At 40.3% G+C, this 24,901-nt stretch carries 20 protein-coding genes and 1 pseudogene; 15 read left to right on the forward strand and 6 right to left on the reverse strand.

All coding sequences use genetic code 11. The annotated features are described in order from the left end of the window. Positions 1-293 precede the first annotated feature (293 nt). Positions 294-488 (forward strand): hypothetical protein, encoded by a 195-nt coding sequence (locus tag HMPREF9144_RS11815; protein ID WP_006046339.1) that lies wholly within the window; start codon positions 294-296, stop codon positions 486-488. A 36-nt stretch (positions 489-524) separates the two neighbouring features. Next, positions 525-2,243 carry a fimbrillin family protein gene (locus HMPREF9144_RS11820; protein WP_006046340.1) on the forward strand — a complete coding sequence of 573 codons (1,719 nt, stop codon included), beginning with the start codon at positions 525-527 and terminating at the stop codon, positions 2,241-2,243. A 635-nt stretch (positions 2,244-2,878) separates the two neighbouring features. Here the strand turns inward: HMPREF9144_RS11820 and HMPREF9144_RS11825 are convergent. Then, a complete protein-coding gene (locus HMPREF9144_RS11825; protein ID WP_006046342.1) occupies positions 2,879-4,723 on the reverse strand; it encodes a DUF2436 domain-containing protein in 1,845 nt (614 codons plus the stop codon). 1,089 nt (positions 4,724-5,812) lie between these two features. On the opposite strand from HMPREF9144_RS11825, the gene HMPREF9144_RS11830 reads away from it, so the two are divergent. From HMPREF9144_RS11830 to HMPREF9144_RS11880, 11 genes are all read left to right on the forward strand, one after another. Continuing rightward, entirely contained in the window at positions 5,813-6,163 is a 351-nt protein-coding gene (locus HMPREF9144_RS11830; protein ID WP_006046344.1) for an NADH-quinone oxidoreductase subunit A, read from the forward strand. Next, positions 6,154-7,047 carry an NADH-quinone oxidoreductase subunit B gene (locus tag HMPREF9144_RS11835; protein ID WP_006046346.1) on the forward strand — a complete coding sequence of 298 codons (894 nt, stop codon included), beginning with the start codon at positions 6,154-6,156 and terminating at the stop codon, positions 7,045-7,047. The genes HMPREF9144_RS11830 and HMPREF9144_RS11835 overlap by 10 nt, the downstream gene beginning before the upstream one ends. A 17-nt stretch (positions 7,048-7,064) precedes the next feature. Continuing rightward, positions 7,065-8,639: an NADH-quinone oxidoreductase subunit D-related protein gene (locus HMPREF9144_RS11840; protein ID WP_006046347.1), complete on the forward strand. Its 1,575-nt coding sequence runs from the start codon at positions 7,065-7,067 to the stop codon at positions 8,637-8,639. Positions 8,640-8,685: 46 nt separating this feature from the next. Beyond that, a complete protein-coding gene (gene nuoH, locus HMPREF9144_RS11845; protein WP_006046348.1) occupies positions 8,686-9,780 on the forward strand; it encodes an NADH-quinone oxidoreductase subunit NuoH in 1,095 nt (364 codons plus the stop codon). Positions 9,781-9,819: 39 nt separating this feature from the next. Further along, positions 9,820-10,353 carry a NuoI/complex I 23 kDa subunit family protein gene (locus HMPREF9144_RS11850; RefSeq protein ID WP_006046349.1) on the forward strand — a complete coding sequence of 178 codons (534 nt, stop codon included), beginning with the start codon at positions 9,820-9,822 and terminating at the stop codon, positions 10,351-10,353. Between the two features lie 15 nt (positions 10,354-10,368). Then, positions 10,369-10,911, forward strand: a complete 543-nt coding sequence (locus HMPREF9144_RS11855; protein ID WP_006046350.1) for an NADH-quinone oxidoreductase subunit J family protein — start codon at positions 10,369-10,371, stop codon at positions 10,909-10,911. Next, positions 10,911-11,219: an NADH-quinone oxidoreductase subunit NuoK gene (gene nuoK / locus HMPREF9144_RS11860; protein WP_004361841.1), complete on the forward strand. Its 309-nt coding sequence runs from the start codon at positions 10,911-10,913 to the stop codon at positions 11,217-11,219. Before HMPREF9144_RS11855 ends, nuoK begins: the two co-directional genes overlap by 1 nt. 9 nt (positions 11,220-11,228) lie before the next feature. Then, complete coding sequence (locus HMPREF9144_RS11865) at positions 11,229-13,253, forward strand: NADH-quinone oxidoreductase subunit 5 family protein (RefSeq protein WP_006046351.1); 2,025 nt, start codon at positions 11,229-11,231, stop codon at positions 13,251-13,253. Positions 13,254-13,257: 4 nt separating this feature from the next. Beyond that, entirely contained in the window at positions 13,258-14,769 is a 1,512-nt protein-coding gene (locus HMPREF9144_RS11870; protein WP_006046352.1) for a complex I subunit 4 family protein, read from the forward strand. A 15-nt stretch (positions 14,770-14,784) separates the two neighbouring features. Continuing rightward, positions 14,785-16,224: an NADH-quinone oxidoreductase subunit N gene (locus HMPREF9144_RS11875; protein ID WP_006046353.1), complete on the forward strand. Its 1,440-nt coding sequence runs from the start codon at positions 14,785-14,787 to the stop codon at positions 16,222-16,224. Positions 16,225-16,582: 358 nt separating this feature from the next. Next, positions 16,583-17,170, forward strand: a complete 588-nt coding sequence (locus HMPREF9144_RS11880) for a hypothetical protein (protein ID WP_006046354.1) — start codon at positions 16,583-16,585, stop codon at positions 17,168-17,170. Positions 17,171-17,210: 40 nt separating this feature from the next. Here the strand turns inward: HMPREF9144_RS11880 and HMPREF9144_RS11885 are convergent, their stop codons facing one another. From HMPREF9144_RS11885 to HMPREF9144_RS11905, 5 genes and pseudogenes are all read right to left on the reverse strand, one after another. Then, complete coding sequence (locus HMPREF9144_RS11885) at positions 17,211-17,600, reverse strand: hypothetical protein (RefSeq protein WP_006046355.1); 390 nt, start codon at positions 17,598-17,600, stop codon at positions 17,211-17,213. A 6-nt stretch (positions 17,601-17,606) separates the two neighbouring features. After that, positions 17,607-17,942: pseudogene (locus HMPREF9144_RS11890) on the reverse strand (type ISP restriction/modification enzyme); the annotation flags it as partial. Between the two features lie 48 nt (positions 17,943-17,990). Then, positions 17,991-18,818, reverse strand: coding sequence for a hypothetical protein (locus HMPREF9144_RS11895; protein WP_040595922.1), 828 nt, complete (start codon positions 18,816-18,818; stop codon positions 17,991-17,993). A 472-nt stretch (positions 18,819-19,290) separates the two neighbouring features. After that, positions 19,291-20,382 carry a hypothetical protein gene (locus HMPREF9144_RS11900; RefSeq protein WP_006046359.1) on the reverse strand — a complete coding sequence of 364 codons (1,092 nt, stop codon included), beginning with the start codon at positions 20,380-20,382 and terminating at the stop codon, positions 19,291-19,293. 18 nt (positions 20,383-20,400) lie between these two features. Further along, positions 20,401-21,123 carry an ankyrin repeat domain-containing protein gene (locus tag HMPREF9144_RS11905; RefSeq protein WP_006046360.1) on the reverse strand — a complete coding sequence of 241 codons (723 nt, stop codon included), beginning with the start codon at positions 21,121-21,123 and terminating at the stop codon, positions 20,401-20,403. A gap of 934 nt (positions 21,124-22,057) precedes the next feature. Between HMPREF9144_RS11905 and HMPREF9144_RS11910 the strand changes: the two genes are divergently transcribed. Together HMPREF9144_RS11910 and HMPREF9144_RS11915 are read left to right on the forward strand one after the other, a co-directional pair. Beyond that, complete coding sequence (locus HMPREF9144_RS11910) at positions 22,058-23,365, forward strand: putative porin (RefSeq protein ID WP_006046362.1); 1,308 nt, start codon at positions 22,058-22,060, stop codon at positions 23,363-23,365. A 109-nt stretch (positions 23,366-23,474) separates the two neighbouring features. Then, complete coding sequence (locus HMPREF9144_RS11915; RefSeq protein WP_006046363.1) at positions 23,475-24,833, forward strand: imelysin family protein; 1,359 nt, start codon at positions 23,475-23,477, stop codon at positions 24,831-24,833. The last annotated feature ends 68 nt before the right edge of the window (positions 24,834-24,901 follow it).

Genomic DNA, 24,901 nt, shown 5'->3' on the forward strand with positions numbered 1-24,901 from the left:
GTTTATGAATTTATATAGGTTAATTATTTATAAGTATATATATAATTCAGTTAAAGCGTTTGCGTGTGTTAAAGTTAATAATTACCTTTGCACCAGATACTTGGAACAATCACATTAGTTAAGATTATCGCTGAGTAAAATAAATAGGAGTGCCACTACATTATTGTTAAATCTATTATGTAACCCTCCTTGTATAAGTTAGATAAATGCGTAGTATAAATTAGATAAATATGTAGTAGAAGTTAGATAAATACGTAGTATAAATCTTTTATAAACCCAAAAATTTAAAAACGATGATGAAAAAGTACATTAAACCCAATGTAGTGTCAGTAGCAACAATATCAGAAGGCTGCTTATTGGCAGGTACAAATGGTGGAGATAATGGTGGTGTTAAACCTAAACCACGACCAGGTGGTCATGCTAAGGAGCAGCCATTGTTTGAATATGACACTGAATCAGAAGATGAAGAATCTGAAGATTTGAATTAAATAACGACAAAAAAATATTAACTAATTCTTAAAATTATGAATTTTAAAAACGTTTACGCCACATTATTGTGTGTTGTAGCAATTGGTTTGACATCTTGTTCAAGCGAATTAAACAACGACGAAACAAACGCTTTAAATCCAAATGAAAATGCCGCACGTGAAGTAACAGTTTCTGCATCAAAAGGTGCGACAACCCGTTCTATCATCAATTTAAATGGTAAAGCACAATGGGAAAAAGGAGACGCCATTCTTGCTTACAACCTTGCTAACCCTCAAGGGTTCGATCAACTCCATGCAAGAACTCAAGGAGTGTATTCTAAATTTGATGGATCTATTAAATGTAAGGTAGGTGATGACTTGGCATTCTTCTATCCTTATCAAGATGAAAGCAAAAGTACTACACCAGGTACGTTAGAGTTAAACATGCAAGAAAACACCATTGAGAAAGATGGTGTAGCAGTAACTAAAGTTCAAGATGGTACGAGAGAAACTCTCAATCACTTTGATTATACTTGGGGAACATTAAAGAATATCAATTTCGATGGCCCTACTTTGCTTCAAGATATTGATTTCTCAAAGCAGTATTCAATCTTAAAGCTTGACTTTAAATACGAAGGTTTGGCGCTCAAAAACATTAAGAAGCTTACCATTAAGGGCATTACAACAAAGGCAACATTTGACTTAAAGACTGGAGAATTCACTAATCGTGTAAATGATGGTCTTACTATTGTACCCCCAACTCCTGTTGATGAACTCTATGTAATGGTATTCCCAGACGATAATTTCGAAGCTACCTATATTATAGAGACTGCAGATAACAAGACTTATACAATTCATGACTCAGGCTTTAAGCTTGATGTAGCATCATATTATGCTTATACTGTAGAGAAGGTTATCGACCCATGGATTGACGTTGACGGTGTTAAGTGGGGTAAATACAACTTGCAGTACGAACCAGGAACTAAGGTTGATGGCTGGCGCGATGCTTATCACCTTGCAAAGAACCCATGGGATTTCTTCTATACAGAAAGCTATCCATTGTACACAATGGGTCAAGTATTGCCACGTAACTTCGGTAACGACAAGTTCGATCACTTCCGTTGGGGCGACATTGCAAAGGCTCCTCACTATGGACACAGCAACTATCTCCACTATTGGACATCAACTCAAGACATTCAAAAGCAGGCTTCTACACGTGATGAGTTCGGCGATCTCGCTTACTACGCATCTAACAAAACATGGAGAATGCCTTCTAAGCACGACTTCGAGCACTTGATGAGCAGCACAGTAGGATATCTTGGCTACTACATTGATGGCGGAAAACCAGTTATCGGTGTACTCTATGTTCCAACAAACGACCGTTGTTTGAAGGGTACTACAAGATGGATTGGCGGCTCAAGACGTTCAAACATCAACTACACAGTTAATGTTGGTGTTTATGGAACAAACTGCTGCAGATTGTATAACTTCACAAAAGTGCAACTCGAAAATGGTGTATTCCTTCCATTCGCAGGCTCTTACCAGACCTATAATGATGGATGCCCACGCTTAGACAAGCCAGGAAGCCAAGCTCTTTATTGGACTTCTACAGGTTCAAACTGGAAGCAAGCAACTGCATTTACTGCATATTATCATAGCAATGGTTGCCTTTCTTTGCCAGTAGTTAGCACACATATTAACGCAACAAACCCAAAGAGCAATATGTATAGCATTCGTCCTATTTTTATAGGCGAACAACAGAAGTATAAAAAATAAAAGGGTTGGGGTTTATAAGAGAGATACATTTAATTCTTTCATAACTTGATTAGGAGAAGACCAGCGAATTTACGACAGTTGGTCTTCTCTTTTTTTATAGCTGTTATATAGGTTTGTTGGTTTTATCCAAAATGTATTTAGCAGCATATATTCCGCAGAACATATATAATCCAAAACATATTTGATAGCGAACATTCCGTAGGCGTAGGGGCGGATTTATCGTGCCCGTATCAACGAAATTGCAAGAAAATATATTGCGTGGTCAGGTGGTTTCATTCAGCAATAATCGTGGGGAATGATGAGGAAGCGGGCGCGATAAATCGGTCCCCTACGCCTCACGGAGTGCACGTGGGAGGTATTGCACAACACAAGTAAACAGTGCGGAGATGGACACAGACGCATTCATTGACGCCCATTCAACAAGACGTATTTATCCAAAACATATTTAGCAGCATTCATTCCGTCAAACATATATAATGCAAAACATATTTGACAGCATACATTCCACCATACGTGGTTAATGCGAAATGTGTTTAGCTGCAAACATTAAGTGAGGTGTAAGGCACCGATTAATAGTGCCCTTACACCCACAAAACAATAAAATTATGGTATATCTTGCTATCGCCGTGCGATATTTATAACGATTTTACTACCTTACGACCATTTACAATGTAAACACCTTTTGGCAAACTGTTAAGCTGTTTTGACATACGAACACCACTAACCGAATAGATGTTTTGCGTGTTTGCATCTTCGCCTTTAGCAGTAGCTATGCCCGCTGGGTTGTTCGTAATAACAACTTTAGTTTTCACAGGTTCGCCATTTAGTGCTATGCAATGTTTTGTTGGGTCGAACACAGCTCCATCTGGTTGAGCTATAGTGCAGTCTGATAGCGTAATAGAAGCAAAGTCGCTAATAGAGCCAAACTGTGTTCCTATGGCTGTAACGTTGGCATTTTTTATGGTAAGATGCTCGTTATCGCCACCATCGCCAGCAATTCCGTACACCGTACTTTCGGCATTTACATTACAATTGTCTATTGTTAAATTGGTTTGATTGGCATAAATGGCACAATCTTTTACACTTTTAGCTGTTAGCGTTCCACCACCTGTTATAGTGAGCGGAGCTGTAAAGCTAATAGCCACATATTCGGTTGTAAAGTTGTTGTTACCAATAAGCTTTATTGTAAGATTGTCTGAGTGCGACACCACTGCATTTATAGCACCTGCAATAGACACATCTTTAAAGGTGAGAACGTTGGCTGTTGGGTCGTAAAGAATAGTTCCATTCACATAATCGAGTTTAGACAGTGTGTTGCAATTGGCTGAAGTAACGCGTCTGCCTGCCACCTCAAGGTCGTAATAGGTTAATTCTTGTGCTTTTATAACCACCTCGTCTTTCACCAATTCGCTGTTTAGAGCTATGCCGGCAAGACTTGCATCGAAGCTAGCGCCAGATGGTTTCACTATAGAACAGCCATTTAGCGATAGCGTTTGTATGCCGCACATACTGGCATAAGTGTTTCCTTTTGCTGTAACCGAAGAATTGTTAATGGTGATTTCGGCTCCTGCCATTTCGTTGCCGATAGACCCTTTGCTGTCTATTCCACTATTATCTATGGTTAGCGATGCGTTGGGTGCAACATAAATGCCAAAATCTTTGCCTGTAAGTGTCATTTTTCCACCGCCTGTAATGGTGCTTTTTGCTTTTTCAACACGAATAGCTGGTCCATCGGTAGAGGCGAGTGTATTTTCACCTTCCATACGAATGGTAAGGTCGTCCATTGATGTTTTAATGGCTTCGTCGGTGCCATACACATTAATAGTGGCATCGTACAGGCTTAGTACTTTCGTTGCTGGGTCGTAAAGCACTACTCCCTTACTATGTGGAAGGTCGTTACAATTGTCGGACGTAACTTGCGTACCAGCCACCCACAGCTGATAGGTTTCTATTTTTCCATCTTCTGTAATTAGAAGTTTTGCGCCATCGTTGTTCACTTCGTGCACAATGTGCATTGTGAAGCGGTAGGTTTTTCCTGCTTCAAACTTATAATCGTTTCCCCGTGTGGGTCCGTCGGCATCGCCCGCAATCCATATTTTAGTGCCTGCCTGAGGCGCCACAATACAGAAATCGTATATACCAGCAGGTATGTCTATGCTTTCTTCGCCATCAACCACCATGTGTTTTGGCGTGGTAGATGGGTCGGCATTAGCAGGAATGGTATATTCGAAACCGCTGTAAAGATTGGCTGGCGGATTGTTATCGTCCCAAATAGGTCCTTCAACGGGAATTTTGTCGCCATACAGATTGTGGTCGGCATCTAACAACAATTGGTATCCGCTGCCGTCTCCCCACACATTATGTGCTTCGAGAATAATTTTAGCTGTGCCTTGTGCCCATGTTTCGATAGGCATTGCAAACATTGTGATGAATAGAGCGGCTATTACCACAAACTTGTTTCTACGTAAATTTGGCTTCATCTTAACAAAATCTCCCTGTTTCAGTTCCTTTCCAGAACAGCGCCGTATCGGAGATTTGGGCGTGGTGTTAGGTTAATGAGAATATACTTTCTTACTGTTGTTAATGTTTGTTCCAAATTCATTAAAAGTGCGCTCTACCGCAACTTGTAACTATGTAATGGCACAAAGATAGTGTTTTTACACCTAAATGGCAAGCATTTCGTAATGTTTTTTCGTTCTATTTTTGCACAATTGCAACACCTTAAACCTAACATTATGTTGTTAAAGCTTTTACAAATTTTGTTTTCTCGTTGTGCATACCATCACAGCATATTGTATAGGCAAAAGTAACTACAATGAGTTTGAAAGACTATAAAAACAGTGTGAACTTAACAGTATAAGCTATATATAATAATGTGTAACCAATAGTTTAATTCGAATGGGGCGTTAGTTTCAGATATCTATCGCAATCGTGACAGACGTCTGTCGTGATCGTTTCAGATATCTGTCGCAATCGAAACAGACGTCATATTTTTTGGTACATCATATCAGCCTCATTCACAACTTGTTACAAATACCATATTTTATATATACTCACCAGTCCGAAAAACAAGTAAAATGGCTAACATTCAAACAAAAGAGAGCAAGAAATAACAGCAGAAACAAAATGTAATGATACTACAGTTTAAAAAACAATTTATGTTAAGAGCCATTCAGCCATTATAACCACATAGTTTTTATATATAGCTGAAACCTTAACAGCCCATATCAGCCATTAAACAGAAATAAATAGCAAGTCTCTTAAACCCATATCTGTTGTTAAAGCCTAAACATATTGTGGTTTATTATAGAGTAGATTGGCTGACTTGGTAATGCAGGCGTAGCGGGCTACGTAAAATTACAAAGACAGGCAAGATACCGATAAGTACATATTGTGGTATAATAACAGATATGGGTTAAATTTACGTTTGTAAAGCTGGCATTACAAAAAGGGCACATTTTTTATAGTTTTCTTGCAACATTAATAATTAATTTTGTAACTTTGCAAGCGTTTAAGATATCTTATACTCTAACATTTATGATGTAATATTATTATAGCTATATAGATTTATGTATTTTACACTTTTTATCACCGTCTTCATAACGGCAGCCTTTTTGGTTGTTGTAGCATACGTTACAGCTAAACTATTGGGTCCCCGTTCTTACAATCCGACGAAAGGTGAACCTTACGAGTGTGGTATTCCTACCTATGGCACATCATGGCTGCCAATGCACGTAGGCTACTACCTGTTTGCTATCCTTTTCTTGATGTTCGATGTAGAGACAGTGTTCCTTTACCCATGGGCGGTAGTGGTGAGCACGTATGGTGTCTTAGCGTTGGCAACAATCGGATTTTTTATGTTGGTGTTAGTTTTTGGCTTAGCTTACGCTTGGCGGAAAGGAGCGCTTGAATGGAAATAAGGAAACCTAAAATTAAGGCAATGCCTTACGATGAGTGGAAGGATAACAGCACTCTGGAGAAGATGGCAGACGAGCTAAACAACGGAGGTACAAACCTTGTATTAGGAAGTCTCGACCAATTAATAAACTGGGGACGTAGCAACTCGCTATGGTCGCTTACATTCGCAACCTCTTGCTGTGGTATTGAATTTATGGCAGTGGGCTGCGCACGTTACGATTTCTCTCGATTTGGTTTCGAGGTTACCCGTAACTCTCCACGACAAGCAGACCTGATAATGTGTGCCGGAACCATAACAAACAAAATGGCACCAGCACTAAAACGCTTGTACGACCAGATGGCAGAGCCAAAATACGTAATAGCAGTGGGCGGCTGCGCAATATCTGGTGGTCCGTTTAAAGACAGCTATCACGTAATGCGTGGAATAGACGAAATTATTCCTGTAGATGTTTACATTCCTGGCTGTCCACCACGACCAGAAGCCATTATTTACGGAATGATGCAGCTACAACGTAAAGTGAAAATTGAGAAATTCTTTGGAGGTGCAAACCATAAACAAACTATCGAAGAAAGTAAACTTGGAGTTAGTAACGAAGAGTTAATATTCGAAGAAAAACTCGGAATATCTACCGAAGCGATAAAAGAAAAACGAGAAGCAGCATGGGAAGAAGCATATAAAGCAACACAGAAACCTGCTCGTCCGGCAGCAAAACCAGCACGACCAGCAGCTAAACCTACCGATGCAGCAGCACCCAAAAAAGAAACAATCGTTGTAGATAAACCTGTAACGAAAGAAGATGTGGAAAAATTAGGCAAAGAGTTAGATAAGCTAAACGAAGCAGAAAATAAACAACAGCCTAACGACAACAATACAGCAGCTAACTAATAAATAAGGTACGGAAAATGAAATTAGAAAATAAAGAGTTTGGTTTTGAACGTTTTGCCAACGAAATGGCAAAACTGAAAAAGGAACAGCATTTCGACTACCTTGTAACAATAGTTGGAGAAGACTTCGGAACAGAAGAAGGTCTGGGCTGTATCTATATACTTGAAAATACGCAAACACACGAACGATGCTCTGTAAAACAACTTGCAAAACAGGTAGAACAAGAATATGTTATACCAACAGTATGCAATCTGTGGGCAGACGCCGACTTGTTAGAACGTGAGGTTTACGATTTCTTTGGCATTAAGTTCCTTGGACACCCCGATATGCGACGTCTCTTCTTAAGAAACGACTTCGTGGGTTATCCACTTCGCAAGGATTACGATATGGACCCTGCGAAGAATATGTATACCACAGAAGACGACATAGAAGTGGATACTACAACAGAATGGAACCTAAATGCAGACGGACAACTAACAGCAACCACACACCAGCTGTTTACTAACGACCAGTTTGTGGTGAACATCGGTCCACAGCACCCATCAACACACGGTGTATTGCGTTTGCAAACAGTGCTCGATGGCGAAAAAGTAGAACATATATATCCACACCTCGGATATATCCATCGTGGTATAGAAAAAATGTGCGAATCGTACACCTATCCACAAACACTCGCTCTGACCGACCGTATGAACTATCTTTCGGCTATGATGCACCGCCACGCATTGGTAGGCGTCATAGAAGAAGCAATGGGCATTGAACTGTCGGAGCGTATTCTATATATTCGTACCATAATGGACGAATTGCAACGCATAGACAACCACTTGCTCTACACATCGTGCTGTGCACAAGACTTAGGTGCACTTACAGCAATGCTCTACGGTATGCGCGACCGCGAACACGTTTTGAACGTAATGGAAGAAACTACTGGTGGACGACTAATTCAAAACTATTATAGAATAGGTGGATTGCAAGACGACATAGACCCGAACTTTGTAGAAAACACAAAGAAGCTCTGCAAATATCTAAGACCAATGATACAAGAGTATCTTGATGTCTTCGGCGATAACGTCATCACACATCAACGCTTTGTTGGCATAGGTCCAATGGACGAAAAAGAGTGCATCAGCTATGGCGTAACAGGTCCGGCAGGACGTGCAAGCGGCTGGCGTAACGATGTTCGTAAACACCACCCATATACCGTTTACGACAAAGTGGACTTCGAAGAGGTGGTAATGACGGGTGGAGACTCTATGGATCGCTACTATTGCCACATTAAGGAAATGTACCAAAGTTTGAATATCATTGAACAACTCATCGATAATATACCCGAAGGCGACTTCTATATAAAACAGAAGCCAATCATTAAGGTGCCAGAAGGTCAGTGGTACTTCTCTGTAGAAGGCGCAAGTGGTGAATTTGGTGCATATCTCGACTCGCGAGGCGACAAGAGCCCATATCGCTTAAAGTTCCGTCCAATGGGTCTAACATTGGTAGGAGCAATGGACAAGATGCTGAAAGGACAGAAAATAGCCGACCTTGTAACAACAGGCGCAGCACTCGATTTTGTTATTCCAGACATCGATCGCTAAGAGAAAAACTATATATAAATAATGAATTAAGAAATAAATCATATACATGTTCGATTTTAGTATAGTAACAAGATGGTTCGACGAGCTACTAAGACAAACTTTGGGGCTCGGCAATTTCAGCGCAATTCTTATAGAGTGTGTGCTCGTAGGCGTAGCCATCATCGTGGGTTATGCCGTGCTCGCCATCATTCTTATTTTTATGGAACGTAAGGTTTGTGCTTACTTCCAGTGCCGTATCGGTCCAGTTCGCGTGGGTTGGTGGGGTACATTACAGGTGTTTGCCGATGTACTGAAAATGCTTATCAAGGAGATATTCACCGTAGATAAAGCCGATAAACTGCTCTACTACCTTGCACCATTCCTCGTAATAGCAGCATCTATCGGCACATTCTCGTTCCTTCCATGGAATAAAGGCGCAGCCGTACTCGACTTCAACGTAGGAATATTTCTTGTAACAGCCATTAGCTCCATCGGAGTGTTAGGCGTATTTATCGCTGGTTGGGCAAGTAACAATAAGTATTCTGTGCTCTCTGCTATGCGTGCAGCCGTTCAAATGATATCTTACGAACTCTCATTGGGCATCTGCCTCATATCAGCCGTGGTACTTACGCGTACTATGCAGATATCTGGCATCGTTGAAGCACAAACAGGTCCGTGGCAATGGCTTATCTTCCAAGGACACATTCCTGCCCTGTTAGGCTTCATCGTGTTCTGTATTGCAGGTAACGCAGAAGCAAACCGTGGTCCGTTCGACCTTGCCGAAGCCGAAAGTGAGCTTACAGCAGGTTACCACACAGAATATAGTGGTATGGGATTCGGCTTCTACTATTTGGCAGAATATCTGAACCTCTTTGTAATATCAGGTCTTGCAACTACAATATTCCTTGGCGGTTGGGCACCTATTAATATAGGTATAGAAGGTTTCGACAACCTTATGAACCTCATTCCGGGTATCGTCTGGTTCCTTGGAAAGACCTTTGTAGTAGTATTTCTTCTTATGTGGATACGCTGGACATTCCCCCGTTTACGTGTAGACCAAATATTAAAGCTCGAGTGGAAATATCTTATGCCACTCAGTCTTGTTATATTGGTGCTTATGACAGTGTGCGTAGCGTTCGGTTGGACATTCAAAATCGCATAACAAGATAATCGTAAAGTAAATTAAGAATTCATTGTTCTAATGGAAAATAAAGAATCATATTTCGGTGAAATTGGAAATGCTTTCAAGACATTGGCAACAGGTTTGAAGACTACTATGAAGGAATACTTCACGCCTAAGTCTACTGAGCAATATCCAGAAAACCGTAAAACAACTCTCCACGTAGCACCACGACACCGCGGACGTTTAGTTTTTAAACGAGACGAAAACGAAAACTACAAATGCGTAGCGTGCCTTATGTGCGAGAAAGCATGTCCAAACGGTACAATTCGCATAGCAAGCGAAATGCGCGAAGACCCAGAAACAGGTAGAAAGAAACGTGCACTGCTCGACTATCAATACGATTTGGGCGACTGTATGTTCTGCCAATTGTGTGTAAACGCTTGCAACTTTGATGCTATTGAGTTTACAAACGACTTCGAAAATGCTGTTTTCGACCGTTCAAAACTAGTATTGCACCTAAACGAAGAAGTATATAAGGGAGGATCATTACCTAACCTTATAGATGGTGGCGCCAATTGGACAGTAGGAACATTTAATACAAAAAAGAAATAAAGAGGAGATAAAGTTATGGCTAATTTAATTGTGTTTGCGATTTTAGCGGTAGTAATACTTGCCTCTGCAGTATTCTGCGTGTCTACAAAACGCATCATGCGAGCTGCAACAGCATTGCTGTTTGTGCTCTTTGGCGTAGCAGGACTTTATTTCCTGCTCGACTATACATTTCTTGGTGCTGCTCAAATCAGCATCTATGCTGGTGGTATCACCGTAATGTATGTATTTGCAATTCAGTTGGTAAGCAAGCGAACACTTCAGGGTTTATCGGAAAGATGGCTTGGGAAACGTACCATTCTTGCTGGAGCTATTGCGCTTGTGGGTCTTGCAACCGTATTAGGCGTATTCTTAAAGAATAAGATTTTCAGCGAATTAGTATCTACCAACACTGCCGATACAGAAGTTTCAATGCAAGCGATAGGTAAAACACTTATGAGTGCAAACAAATATGGCTATGTATTGCCATTCGAATTCATATCTGTTTTCTTGTTAGCATGCATTATTGGAGGTTTGGTTATTTTGAATAAACAGAAGAAAGAAGAGGAGGTAAAAGAATAATGATACCAGTAGAATATTTCTTTGTCCTTAGTGGCTTATTGTTCTTTATAGGAGTCTTTGGCTTTGTTACTCGACGTAATTTAGTAGCAATGCTCATTTCCATAGAGTTAGTTCTCAATAGCGTAGACCTTAACTTTGCAGCTTTCAACCGTTTGCTTTATCCCGATGGATACGAAGGTATGTTCTTTACAATCTTCTCTATTGGTGTAAGCGCAGCCGAATCTGCTGTTGCATTAGCTATTATTATTAATGTTTACCGACACTTGCACAGCGATCAGGTGAACAGTATTGAAAATATGAAATTATAAAAAAGAGCTATGTTTGATTACGCATTTTTAATACTTCTTCTACCTTTTCTAAGCGCAATCGTATTGGGATTGGCAGGTATGAAGATGCCTAAACCGATGGCAGGAATCATCGGTACATGCATGTTGGGCGTGCTTTTTGTCTTGAGTCTCTACACAGCCTATCAGTATTTTTTCTATACTGGCGAATACACAGCAATGGGGCAAACCTTCCATGTTGTAGATGGACGCTTGGCAAGTGGCGTTTACCCCACTGTAACTGTATTCAACTTAACGTGGTTGAAGTTCTCTGAATTATTGACATTTAATATTGGTTTCCGTCTAAGTCCTATCAGTGTAATGATGCTTGTTGTTATTACCACTGTAAGCTTTATGGTTCATATCTATTCGTTTGGCTATATGGCAGAACGTGATAAGAACTATAAGTTTGAAGAATACGAACACGGTTTCCAACGTTTCTATGCTTACTTGTCATTGTTCACAATGTCAATGTTAGGTTTGGTAGTAGCAACCAACGTTTTCCAGATGTATCTCTTTTGGGAGTTGGTGGGTGTATGCTCTTACTTGCTTATTGGTTTTTACTATCCAAAGCACACTGCTGTGCATGCAAGCAAGAAGGCGTTCATTGTTACTCGTTTTGCCGATTTATTCTTCTTAATAGGTATTCTGTTCTTCAGTTTCTATGTTAAGACGTTCAACTTTGACCTCTCTGCAGATGGAGCTTTAGCTACTCAACTGCACAACATAGCTTCAGACCCTGCAACGGCGTGGGCTATACCAACAGCTCTATTCCTAATGTTTATAGGTGGTGCGGGTAAATCGGCTATGTTCCCTCTTCACATCTGGTTGCCAGATGCTATGGAGGGTCCAACACCAGTGTCGGCACTTATCCACGCTGCTACGATGGTGGTTGCAGGTGTATTCCAGGTAGCAAGTCTATTCCCTATTTATATTAAGTATGGAGCTATCGAGCAACTTCATTGGATTGCTTATATTGCAGCATTCACTGCTTTCTATGCTGCAGCCGTAGCATGTTGTCAGCGCGATATAAAGCGTGGCTTAGCCTTCTCCACTATTTCGCAAATAGCTTATATGCTTGTTGCGCTTGGTGTTTGCTATGCTATCGACAACGAAGAAGGTGGTTTAGGCTATATGGCATCTATGTTCCACTTGTTCACCCACGCTATGTTTAAGGCGTTGTTATTCCTCTGCTCTGGTGCTATCATCGTTATTATTGGTAGCAATTTCAAGGAATATATGGGCGGATTGCACAAGTATATGCCAATCACAAATGCTTGTTTCCTCATTGGTTGCATTGCCATTAGTGGTGTATGGCCCTTTGCTGGTTTCTTCTCTAAAGACGAGATTGTAAGCGCTTGCTTCCAATTCTCACCCGTTTTAGGTTGGTTTATGACTTTAGTTTCTGGTATGACGGCATTCTATATGTTCCGTTTGTATTACGTTATCTTTTGGGGCAAGTCTTATTACGAGGAAGACCCTGAAACACGTCGCCGTCCACAAGAAGTTCCATTTGTTATGTGGGGACCATTAGTATTCCTCGCTATCATTTCAATCTTTGCTGGTTGGATTCCATTCGGACACTTTGTTTCTGCAACCGGACAAAGCGCAGACATTCACCTACAGCACTTCCACTTCACGAGTGTAGCTTGGTTTAGTCTCTTGGCAGCAGCCATCGGCATTAGTCTTGCTACATGGATGTATATGCCTAAGAACAATCCTGTTGCCGATAAGCTTGCTAAAAGTATGCCAGGACTCCACAAGGCAGCTCTCAACAGATTTTATATTGACAACGCTTGGCAATTCTTTACACATAAGATTGTTTTCCGTTGCTTCTCTATTCCAATTGCGTGGTTCGACCGCCACGTCATCGACGGCACTTTCAACTTCCTTGCTTGGGGTACTCAAGAGGCAGGCGAAAGCATTCGTCCATGGCAGAGTGGCGATGTTCGTCAGTATGCAATTTGGTTCATTACAGGAACTGTGGCTTTAACATTAGTAATACTTTGCTTGATATAAAGAGATGAGTTGGATATTAACAATATTTGTAATAATCCCCGTACTGATGCTTCTCGGCCTTTGGGTCGCTAAGAACGACAATCAGGTACGCGGCGTGATGGTAGCAGGTGCCTCTGCTTTGTTGATTGGTGCAATATGGCTCACCATCTATTTTGTGCAACAACGTGCTGCAGGAAATACCGATACTATGCTATTGGCTAATTCGGCTATGTGGTTTAAACCGTTAAACATAGCTTTCGCTGTGGGTGTTGATGGTATTTCGGTGGTAATGATTTTGCTTTCGGCTATCATTGTTTTCACAGGCACATTTGCCAGTTGGCAACTCGAACCAATGAAGAAGGAATATTTCCTTTGGTTTGTTTTACTCTCATCTGGTGTGTTCGGTTTCTTTATTTCAACCGATATGTTCACCATGTTTATGTTCTACGAGGTTGCGCTGATACCTATGTATCTTCTTATTGGAGTTTGGGGAACAGGTGCAAAAGAGTATTCTGCCATGAAACTCACCCTTATGTTAATGGGTGGTTCAGGCTTACTCATCTTTGGTTTCCTTGGTATTTACTACTTCAGTGGCGGTTCTACAATGGACGTTATAGAGTTAGCAAAGATGCACGCAATGTCGAAAACAGCGCAAAATATCTTCTTCCCATTTGTATTCATTGGCTTTGGCATACTCGGAGCGTTGTTCCCATTCCACACATGGTCGCCCGATGGACATGCTTCAGCCCCTACGGCTGTGTCTATGCTCCACGCTGGTGTATTAATGAAGCTGGGTGGCTATGGCTGTTTGCGTATTGCTATGTACATTATGCCTGATGCGCTTGAGATGTGGGCACCTGTGTTCCTTATTCTTACAACCATTTCGGTGGTTTATGGTGCGCTCTCTGCCTGTGTACAAACCGACTTAAAGTACATTAATGCTTACTCTTCGGTTTCTCACTGTGGTATGGTGCTCTTCGCATTGGTTATGACAACACAAACTGCCATAACGGGTGCTATTCTTCAAATGCTATCTCACGGTTTAATGACAGCTTTGTTCTTCGCTTGTATTGGTATGATTTATCACCGTGCTGGTACGCGCGACGTTCGATACCTTGGCGGCTTAATGAAGGTTATACCATTCCTCGCCGTTTCGTATGTAGTGGCTGGTTTGGCTAACCTTGGTTTGCCTGGTTTCTCAGGTTTCGTTGCTGAAATGACCATCTTTATTGGTTCGTTCGAAAACGCAGGAATGTTCCACCGTGTTTGCACCATTGTGGCATGTACGTCTATTGTTATTACAGCAGTTTATATTCTTCGCGTGGTGGGAAAAATTCTATTCCAAACCATTCCAAACAAGAAGTTCTACGAATTGCACGATGCCAGCTGGGACGAGCGCTTCGCTATTGCGGGCCTCATCTTCTGCGTTGCTGGTCTTGGTATATGCCCATTATTCTTCGAGAATATGATTATAGATGCTGTTCACCCTATATTCGAGCACATCATTGAATACGTTCCACAATTAGGTAATTTATAATAGTAAAGTAGCAATATGAATTATAATGATTTCTTTAAAATGATACCAGAGGCAAGTCTTGTTGCCATTCTGATAATCCTTTTCGTTGCTGACTTTATTTCAGCAAAGACCGAAGAACGCAAATGGTTCAATCCGTTGGCTTCCGCACTCTTGCTTGCCAACACTGTGGTTTGTATGCTCCAGTTGCAACCTGAAGATGCATTCGGAGGAATGTATACCACGTCTACTGCAATTAATGTTATGAAAACTATCCTTGCTTTTGGTACTTTCATCGTAGTATTGCAGAGCCGTGTATGGGCAGAAAAAAGCGGGAAAGAAGGCGAATTTTATATGTTAGCTGTCTCTACACTTTTGGGTATGGAGGTTATGATGAGCGCAGGAAACTTCCTTATGTTCTTCTTGGGCTTAGAAATGGCATCTGTTCCAATGGCGTGCGTTATTGCTTTCGATGCTTATCGCAACAATTCGGCTGAAGCAGCAGCTAAATTTATACTCACAGCAACTTTCTCGAGCGGTGTAATGCTCTATGGCATTAGCTTCCTTTATGGTGCGTACGGCACTATGTATTTTACCGATATCGCAACTAATTTGCAAGCCACTCCGTTCACCATTATGGGATTGGTATTCTTCTTCAGTGGTCTTGGCTTTAAAATCTCGCTCGTGCCATTCCACTTCTGGACTGCCGACACTTATCAAGGTGCACCCACCACAGTTACAGGCTACCTCAGTGTTATTTCTAAAGGTGCAGCAGCCTTTACACTTTTAAGCATTTTGTTCCACGTTTTCGGCGGAATGATTGCCTATTGGCACGTGCTTATGATGATTGTGGTTGCACTTTCTATCACCGTAGCCAACCTTTTTGCCATTCGTCAAGGCGAATTGAAACGTTTCATGGCGTTCAGTTCAATCTCGCAAGCAGGCTACATCATGCTTGCAGCATTGGGCAACAGCTGGGAATCGTCTGTAGCCGCATTAAGCTATTACGTTCTTATATATGTGGTTGCCAATATGGCGGTGTTCACCATTATTGCCGTTGTAGAACAAAACAATGGTGGCAAAACAAACATTGCCGACTATAATGGATTCTACAAAACCAATCCACGCCTTAGCTTCCTTATGACTATTGCAATGTTCTCGCTGGGTGGTATACCACCATTTGCAGGAATGTTCTCTAAATTCTTTGTGTTTATGTCGGGCGTAAAAGGTGCCGACATAGCTACAAGCGAGGGAGCGTGGACTTACGTAATACTGTTTGTTGCACTCATAAACACCGTGGTTTCGCTCTACTACTATCTAAAAATAGTTAAGGCGATGTATATAAACCACAGCGATGCTCCTATGCCAACTTTCAAGAGCGATTGCAACACAAAGTTTGCTCTTGCTGTTTGCACCACTGGCATCATACTTTTTGGTGTTTGCAGCTACGTTTACGAATGGATTGCAGCAGCCATTTAAGCAGAATTAGAATATTGCTTTAAATAATAAAAGTGTCTAAAGGTATAGTTCCTTTAGGCACTTTTTTGTTTCAACAGAAAACAGGCAGAGAACTTACAAATAACACCTACTTCTTACGCATAAACAAAACAGCATATCGCAAACATTAAGGCTCTTCGGTTTCAGATATCTGTCACGCTCGTCTCAGATATCTGTCACGCTCGCCTTAGATATCTGTCAATAGCGTTTCACACATCACAACACAAACAGTAGCCTTTATAGCACTATAGCATACCAACAATGAGAGCTTAATTTGGTAGAAAAGCCAAAACAACCATAAACAAACAAAATATTCTGCAAACAAACACGTTATTCTTATATGAGAGTTCTTTTCGCTTCATTTCTACTATTGTCTTGCACATTTTTAAAAGCACAAAACACCACAATTGTTGAGCATCAACACCTTACATTCTGTGGAATTTCGCTCAACAATACAGCCACAGCCTTTGCCGATTCGTTAATGGCAAAAGGTTTTAAAACAGAAACTGCCCCACCCCGACTGCCCATAAACAAAACCAACACTATTCTTAGCGGACGTTTCGAAAGCATTCCATGCATCGTTGAAATAGGAAAAAACACCAACGACCAAGTAGACACGGTGCGCATTTTCTTCACCAACGTAAACAATCCACTACGAAGCTACCGAATATTAACCAATATTTATCGCACCCGTTACGGCAATCCCATCTTCGAGAACTACTACGAAACACACCTCTTGCCACACGATGCGCAACAGCAACTGGCAGCCGACCCTTTTGTAACAACATTCTCTGCCAATGGTGGCACAGTTCAATTTTCGTTGCAATACAATTCTCGTCAATACGAATACATCTACACCCTACTGCTTATCAACACTAAGAATGCCCAACCAGTGCTTTCTAACACCGACGATGTTATAGTATGGTGATAGCCGCCAAAGCACCAGTCATCAAGATTCTTATTGAATGTTAGTTAGAAGTTATTTCTCCTTCAATGATAGGCACTGTCTTTGGCATACCACCATTGTTGGTATAGCTATATGTTCCTATTCGTTTAGGATTCTTTATTGTGATAACCTGATCACTATAAAAGTCTTTACCAATCAGCACAACCGTATTGCCAAGATACATATCTAATTCCTTGTCAGATATTTCTTTTGCTAAAGCAGCATCTTCACCAATCACCTGAAACACCTTAAACGATGTTATCTTTTTGTTTTCATAGCTAACAGGCTTTTCAAGACGCTGTATAGCATCGTCTTCGTTGTTCTTTTGTCTTACAAAGGCAATAACAACCAAAGCAACTATTGTCAGAACAACACCCGACAACATACCAATAAAGAAACTTTTTTTGTTCATAAGTTATTAATTATCAAATTTAAGTTTAGGTAAACTCTCTACAATATCAACTGTCTGGATAGAAAGATTGATAACCAACTGCAACAAATCAAAAATATAACGTGGTTGGTTGTGCTCACGTGCCCAATCGTTACAATCGTTCTTAATAAGCGACTTCTTATCTGTTTTTACTTGATAGCGGTCCATAATCCATTCAATTGCCGACTTTCCATTCACAATATAGCGATATGCCTTTTCTGGAATGTTAGTAAGCACAATATATTCGTTGTAAACAATGGTAGACTTATCTTGCTTGTTCTTAAATCGCATCTTATCTGTAATATGGAAATATTCGTAGCTGTCTTGCTTCACAAAGATACGTTAAATCGGACTAAAACAATGTGTAGATAGTTATTTCTTCACTATTTTCTTACCATTCACTATATACACACCTGTTGGTTGATTTTCCAATTCACCCTGCACGCATATACCATTGAGCGTATAAACTTTTGAGCGAGACACCTTTTCTGCATTCGGCATATCTACCATTGTAGGGTCTTTCGCAATAACAACTTTCTCTTTTAAGATTTTATCGTTTAATATTATTGCGTGTAACATCGAATCAAATTCAGCTCCTTCTGGTTCAGAAATCTTACAACCAATCAGCGTAAGCTCGGCAATATCACGAACAGAACCATTCTTTTTTCCTTCAGCACTAACAGTTGCATTCCTAATAACAATCTTATCGTCTTTTCCTCCTAATCCATTTATACCATATTGTGCACCTTTCACATTTAGTGTACAATTATCTATGGTGAGTGTAGTACTAAGAACGAAGATACCAACCCAACCATCACCGCCTACATCGAGTGTTCCATCACCTACTATAGTTGCTGGTTTATGAAATAACATAGATGGAAATCCACTAGAAGTAACTTTATTTACACCGACAATTTTTATTGTTAAACCTTCTATTTGCGATTCTATCGGATTTTTATTTGGTGTGTCTATTGTTGCATCTTGCAAGGTTAGTGTTTTTGTATCAGGGTCATATTTAACCGTCCCACTTACTCCTTTCACCACAGTCAGGTCGTTATAATTTGCAGAACAAACCTTCTCGCCACCAACAGAAAGGTCGTATTGCACTTGTGCCTTACTACAAACAGGAAACAAAAACATAAATATTAGTGGCAATAACATAGCAACTTTACATACATTGGGTATAAAATATTTTTTCATAAGCATTAAACCTCTCTGTAAAAACTCGTTTAGAGCAACACCGTAGCAGAGGTATAGGGCGTTTTGTTTGTTTTATTAGATTGTTGTTTTATATGCTTTTATGTGTGCAAATATAATATTTTAATTTCATATTGCAAACTATTTTCGCATATTACTTTGCTTAATTGCGCTAAAAACACAACAAACTATAACACCTTAATATCTCAAAGCACAAAAAAACACATAAAAGCAATTGTTCGCTAACTATTCCACAGATGCTTATTTCTGCGTCCTAAAAAAACAAAAAACAATCGCCCACAATATAAAAGGTAGATTCAAAAGAAGCATTACACATTATACATAATAGGCATATACACAACACAAAAGCGAGAAAGCCAATCGGCTGGTCTATTTAGTCTGCTATATATATTTAAAATACAGTATCCGATACACTATTATTGTAACGCTTCCGTCTACATTTTCGATGAGGTTTTTAATTCAATTCATAGAAATCGCCTTCATCATTAATGCGATAAACGGTTATGTGAACTTTCTTTCCATCTACAGTTTTTACGTATATAGTTCCGTCAGAGTATATTGCAAAACTTTCTTTTTCGTTGTTGTAAGAGCTGAAGGCTAAGACTTCGATACAGTTATCAATACTTATAGAGTTGTTACGATAGGTGAATATAAGGAACTCATCGTCCTCGTTATAGTCTAAACAAACAAATATGGGGAAGCCTTTATAGCTGGGTAGTTTCACAAAATCGAACCCACCGCCACTTTCCATTTCATCTATGCGGTCGCCAGAAAGCATCTTCAGCTTACCTTTATATGCACGTATGTTGTATTGCCGGGCGTGTTTGCTGCTCATTTCTTTATCAATATCTTTATACAAATCGGCATCTGTATACACTAAATGTGCGGTTGGAGATGGCAAACCTTGATTTTTTCGACTGATGTACTTGTATACTCCGACATATCCTTTGCAGTATAATGCAAGATATTTGCCCGTGTAAATGTATTCCAGCATATCGCTGTAAACGTCTTTCATAGTGGATTGCAGAAGCAGAACGGGGACAGATTTGGTAATGTTGATGCCTAAATTGGCAAAGTATTTTGCGAGAGAAGGATAGTAAAGGGCATCGCGTTGATACATAAAAGGGTCGCGTACGGTGCGACAAACCTTCAGTTTCTTGCCGTTTAAGTAAAGTATTGAGTCGCCGAAAAGCTTTATTTTCATACTTTTCAGCTCATCAATGGGACTGCTATCCGAGTATTTCGTGTAGTCTTTATACCACACAAGTTCCCAGCTATCCTCCGTTTTATACTTCATAGCTGCATATTTTGCATGGATAGCGTCCCAGTTTGTGGTGGCATTGTTATTTCTCTGCTCTTTTGTATCGCTTTTCTCCTGCAACAGACTTTTCGCTTTGCCATTGCGTTGCACTACTTTTGTTGATGCTAAGTTTGCGCTAGTTTGGCGACAACCTACAAAGAAAAGGAGACCAACCAATATATAAAATATTCTTTTCGTCATACTGTTATGCTGTTTTAGTTGTTCTATTATGTTGATGTCAGGCATATTTGCTGTGGCGGTGCGTTACCTTTTCTCCAACATTTTTATGATTTTTGCCAACTTTTGGCTACGTGCAATAGAGATGGGAGTTTGCCCTGTATTGTTCTTTACATTTCGTTTTGCCCCGTGTTTCAGCAGCAATTGCACCATGTTTGTATTCTTCTTCTCTACCGCAACTATTAAAGGAAAACTTACATTATCGCCTCCGAGATTGCCTACGCCATCGGCTTTTGCACCACTTTCTAATAAAAGAGATGCCATTGGAACGTTGTTCAGGTCGCAACACATCATCAACGGGCACAGCCCATCTTCGTTATAAGGCTGGTTAGGATCGGTTCCTAACGCCAACAACTGCTTTACAAGATTCATATCGGCATTGTTTATAGCCATATAAAGAGCATCGTACATAAACACATCGTCAGAGCAAACACAGCCAATATCAGCCTTTCTTTCAATAAGTTTCTGTGTAGCAGTCTTGTTTTTATACAGTAATGCATACCCCAAAAGTGTATAAGCGTGATAATTGTCTGCAGCTATCAGCGAGTCGATGTTGCCAATGTGCTTAATGTTGGCATCGAGTTCGGCAAGATTATTTGCCTTTATTGCCTTTATTGCCAGTGCATAATAATTTTTGTGCGTTACAGTTTTGCGCACTGTTGGTTGTCTTTTTCTAATAGGTTGTGCATAGTTTGCCGTAGCAAAGGCTACCAGTATGATGCACAAAATTAGGCTTCTGAATCTTTCCATAGTTGCATTTGCTTATATCATCAGGTTGTCCGCTGCTTGCATCCTTGCTGTTTTATATTCATTGGTTATGCGTTTCGATTTTATTCTTTCGGGGATTCCTTGTCCACAATATGCTTAATTCGGCTGTTGCGAACGAGTAAAGAAGTTAGCAAACAACAATGACTGTTGGAAACAAAGTTATAAAAATAACTTTATACACCCTTCATTTTCTGCCTACCTTTTTGTATAATTAACAGTCGTTTTAGGCTCTCCGTATCCATTTGTTCCTACCCTTTCTACAAACAAAAGCACCGTCAAGGGTTGTACATAGCAATCTATCACATAGCTCGTTAGAACAATTCACACACCCAATATACCTATATGCTCTTTCAAAAACCCACTTTTTGCGTTGTAAAAACCCCCTTTTTGCACGCTAAAAACCATACTTTTACACGGCAAAAACCATACTTTTGTATGACGATTATGTAACATACAGATAAAGAACAAGTTACAAACACTCTGTGAGATATTCACATTCACCCACGAAATGCGTTGCAAACGATTTGCAACAACATAACATTCAAAAAACAAAAACCATACTTTTGCATTGCAGATTACACCTTATTATATATATATCACACTTCTAACCAGAGAGTAGACCCCTTAAATTGTATCACAATTCATTGTAATAGCATCAACTTTGCCCCCATTTCGTTAAATAGAAACATAGCATCCGCTCCCCATTTCAGATGATGTTTACAAAATAAAATAGCCATACAAGAGCATTTTAAACACTAAAACATATAGAACATATACCCTAATGTAGGTATTTTTGTACTAAAGTAAACCATTTTCACCTAAAAATACATAACATTTAGGTATTGCACCAAAAGAGAAAAAGAACTACTTTTGCAATCAATTATTATAAGTATATACAACAAAAAAGGTAGATTTTATGAGCAGGATAATCACAACATTATTTGCAGGAGCTTTGTTGTGTGGAGTAACAACTACAGCAAAGGCACAAATAAATGCGGTAGATTCGGTGATGAACCATGTAAAAGGAAACAGACTTAGCTTAGGAGGATATGGCGAAGCAGCCTTTTCGCGCAATTTTTATAGCGACAACGGAAACCGCTACACTACACCACGACTTTATAAAAACGACCCCAGTCATGGCAGATTTGATATCCCCCATGCAGTAATCTATTTAGGATACAACTTCGGAAAGGGCTGGAGTATGGGCTCAGAAATAGAATTTGAACATGGTGGATCTGGCTCTTCAATAGAATACGAGGCAGATGAAGCCATTGAATTCGAGAACGAAACCGAAAAAGGAGGCGAGGTTGAACTAGAACAATTCTGGCTTCAGAAATCGTTTGGAAGTGCATTTAACATCAGAGCAGGACACATTGTAGTGCCTTTCGGATTAGTAAACGCACACCACGAACCGCTGAACTTCTTCACCGTATATCGCCCAGAAGGCGAAAATACCATACTTCCAAGCACATGGCACCAGACAGGTGTATCGTTTTGGGGACGTAAAGGCGACTTCAAATACGAGGCACAATTCATCGCAGGCTTAGATGCTTACCACTTCAGCCGTGCCAATTGGATTCAGAAAGGTACATCAAATCCATTCGAATTCGAGGTTGCTAACAAGTATGGAGCACTCGTACGCATCGACAACTATTCTGTTCCAGGCTTACGCATAGGCGTTAGTGCATACACAGGACAGTCTATGCACAACAATGTGCCACACGATAGCGAACGCGGAGCAAAGAAAAAGATAAAAGGAAACATCTATCTTGGTAGCTTAGACTTTACATACAATCGCTACAATTGGATAGCACGAGGAAATATAGACTATGGTTACGTTAGCAATGCAAAGGAAATTTCTAACTTGGCATACCCTAACACACAATACGTTAAGCCATACGAAACAGGAAACGGAAAGTATTTTGGCAGCCACGCAATGGCTATGATGTTCGAGTTTGGTTACGATATCTTCTCACAATTTAGTAAGTTGCGTGCCGACAACCAACGTCTTTATCTCTTCGGACACATTGAACACTACGACTCTTACATACATGGCACAACCAAAAAGTGGACCAACAAAACCATTTTTGCTGCTGGTGTAAACTACTATCCAATACCACAGATAGCCATAAAGGCAGAATATAACTATCGAAACCTCAAGAAAGGATACAACGACGAACCAGCTATCAACATTGGAGTTGCATACGAAGGCTTCTTCCTATAAGGAGAAACACACCACGTTTGCAACCCACAAAGAATGCAACTGACTAACTAAAAGATATTTTATTCCATCAAATAAAATCATAAACATTAAGTTTTTAATTCAGACAACAATGAAAAAGGTAACAAAATTAGCAATGCTTCTGCTTGCAGGAACCCTCTCAACAGGTTTCGTTTCATGTAGCAGTAGCGACGATGTAACACCAAGTCCGCTCGTAACAGAGGAACAACAAACAACTCTCGAACAGGCAGAAAGTGCTAGTAAAGCAAATGCACAGAAAACAGAAATGGGTAAGATTATTTCTAACTATCTCGATGCAGTTATTAAACCAACATATCAAGATTTGGCTAACAAGGCAGATGTTCTCTACAAAACATGCCAAAACCTTTACCAAAAACGTAAGGCTGGAACACTAACACAGAACGATATAGACGCAGCTTGCGCAGCTTTCAAAGATGCAAGACGCGATTGGGAACAGAGCGAAGCTTTCCTTTATGGTGCCGCTACCGATAACCAAATCGACCCACATATCGACTCTTGGCCTCTCGACCATAGCCAATTGACACAAGCTTTGAACAATGCTGACGTTATTGCAGGTATTACTGGTGAGAATCCAGCTAAGTATGTGTACGAGAATAACAGTAACTTCGACTCAGTACTTGGCTTCCACGGATTGGAATTCGTGCTCTTCCGCAATGGTCAAAACCGTACAGTTGCTGCCTTTAACGCAGAAAAAGAAACCGAAGCAGGCCTTACTTCTGTTAAGACTATAGACGAAGCTGCCTTCGCAGTTGCCGTTGCTGGCGACCTTCGCAATATGACTTATCTGTTGGAATACGGCTGGTTAGGACTTTCAACACCTACTTCTCATCAAGAGCAATTGGCAAATGCAATGTGGGTTATCAATGGAACACGTTACCACGGACTATCTGCTAAGAACATACCATACCGCGATTTCTTGCGCTATGCTACTACAGAACAAGGCTGGTTCCCAACATGGCACGAAGCATTACAGAACATATTCGATGGCGGTTGTGGCAACATTTGCAACGAAGTAGCCGAACAAAAACTTGGTCAGGCATACCGTGTTGCAACTGGAACTGGTACATCTGAAGATGCAGCAAACTACATTGAGTCTCCTTATAGCAAGCGTTCTTTCCAAGATTATCAGGACAATATCTACTCTATTAAGAACTCTTTGTATGGTGTTCGTGGTACAGAGAATATCTCAACTCCTGTAGATAACTCTATCATGAACTTCCTAAAGAAGTACAATTACGCTGGATACAACGACTTGAACAATGCACTTAACGAAGCTATTGGTGCTTTGGAAACTGCAAAGAAGAGTGGTGTTGCATTCATAGATAACCCTGGTGCAGCTCAGGTTAAGAACTGTATTGATAAGGTACAAGCACTCAACGATGAACTTGGAAAGGCAGGAGCATGGATTAACCAACAGGTTGATAAATAAGCCTCGAGGTTTAATCTAACTACTAAAGATATTAGAGACGTAGCTTTGCCATACGGTAAGGCTACGTT

Source organism: Prevotella pallens ATCC 700821, assembly GCF_000220255.1.
Classification (GTDB): Bacteria; Bacteroidota; Bacteroidia; order Bacteroidales; family Bacteroidaceae; genus Prevotella; species Prevotella pallens.

Bases quoted from the DNA above. Each gene is read 5' to 3' on its own strand.
- HMPREF9144_RS11830 (WP_006046344.1), top strand. From the start codon at position 5,813: ATGTATTTTACACTTTTTATCACCGTCTTCATAACGGCAGCCTTTTTG.
- HMPREF9144_RS11820 (WP_006046340.1), top strand. From the start codon at position 525: ATGAATTTTAAAAACGTTTACGCCACATTATTGTGTGTTGTAGCAATT.
- HMPREF9144_RS11815 (WP_006046339.1), top strand. From the start codon at position 294: ATGATGAAAAAGTACATTAAACCCAATGTAGTGTCAGTAGCAACAATA.
- nuoH (WP_006046348.1), top strand. From the start codon at position 8,686: ATGTTCGATTTTAGTATAGTAACAAGATGGTTCGACGAGCTACTAAGA.
- HMPREF9144_RS11825 (WP_006046342.1), bottom strand. From the start codon at position 4,723: ATGAAGCCAAATTTACGTAGAAACAAGTTTGTGGTAATAGCCGCTCTA.
- HMPREF9144_RS11835 (WP_006046346.1), top strand. From the start codon at position 6,154: ATGGAAATAAGGAAACCTAAAATTAAGGCAATGCCTTACGATGAGTGG.
- HMPREF9144_RS11900 (WP_006046359.1), bottom strand. From the start codon at position 20,382: ATGCCTGACATCAACATAATAGAACAACTAAAACAGCATAACAGTATG.
- HMPREF9144_RS11905 (WP_006046360.1), bottom strand. From the start codon at position 21,123: ATGGAAAGATTCAGAAGCCTAATTTTGTGCATCATACTGGTAGCCTTT.
- nuoK (WP_004361841.1), top strand. From the start codon at position 10,911: ATGATACCAGTAGAATATTTCTTTGTCCTTAGTGGCTTATTGTTCTTT.
- HMPREF9144_RS11870 (WP_006046352.1), top strand. From the start codon at position 13,258: ATGAGTTGGATATTAACAATATTTGTAATAATCCCCGTACTGATGCTT.
- HMPREF9144_RS11850 (WP_006046349.1), top strand. From the start codon at position 9,820: ATGGAAAATAAAGAATCATATTTCGGTGAAATTGGAAATGCTTTCAAG.
- HMPREF9144_RS11855 (WP_006046350.1), top strand. From the start codon at position 10,369: ATGGCTAATTTAATTGTGTTTGCGATTTTAGCGGTAGTAATACTTGCC.
- HMPREF9144_RS11895 (WP_040595922.1), bottom strand. From the start codon at position 18,818: ATGAAAAAATATTTTATACCCAATGTATGTAAAGTTGCTATGTTATTG.
- HMPREF9144_RS11875 (WP_006046353.1), top strand. From the start codon at position 14,785: ATGAATTATAATGATTTCTTTAAAATGATACCAGAGGCAAGTCTTGTT.
- HMPREF9144_RS11885 (WP_006046355.1), bottom strand. From the start codon at position 17,600: ATGAACAAAAAAAGTTTCTTTATTGGTATGTTGTCGGGTGTTGTTCTG.
- HMPREF9144_RS11840 (WP_006046347.1), top strand. From the start codon at position 7,065: ATGAAATTAGAAAATAAAGAGTTTGGTTTTGAACGTTTTGCCAACGAA.
- HMPREF9144_RS11915 (WP_006046363.1), top strand. From the start codon at position 23,475: ATGAAAAAGGTAACAAAATTAGCAATGCTTCTGCTTGCAGGAACCCTC.
- HMPREF9144_RS11910 (WP_006046362.1), top strand. From the start codon at position 22,058: ATGAGCAGGATAATCACAACATTATTTGCAGGAGCTTTGTTGTGTGGA.
- HMPREF9144_RS11865 (WP_006046351.1), top strand. From the start codon at position 11,229: ATGTTTGATTACGCATTTTTAATACTTCTTCTACCTTTTCTAAGCGCA.
- HMPREF9144_RS11880 (WP_006046354.1), top strand. From the start codon at position 16,583: ATGAGAGTTCTTTTCGCTTCATTTCTACTATTGTCTTGCACATTTTTA.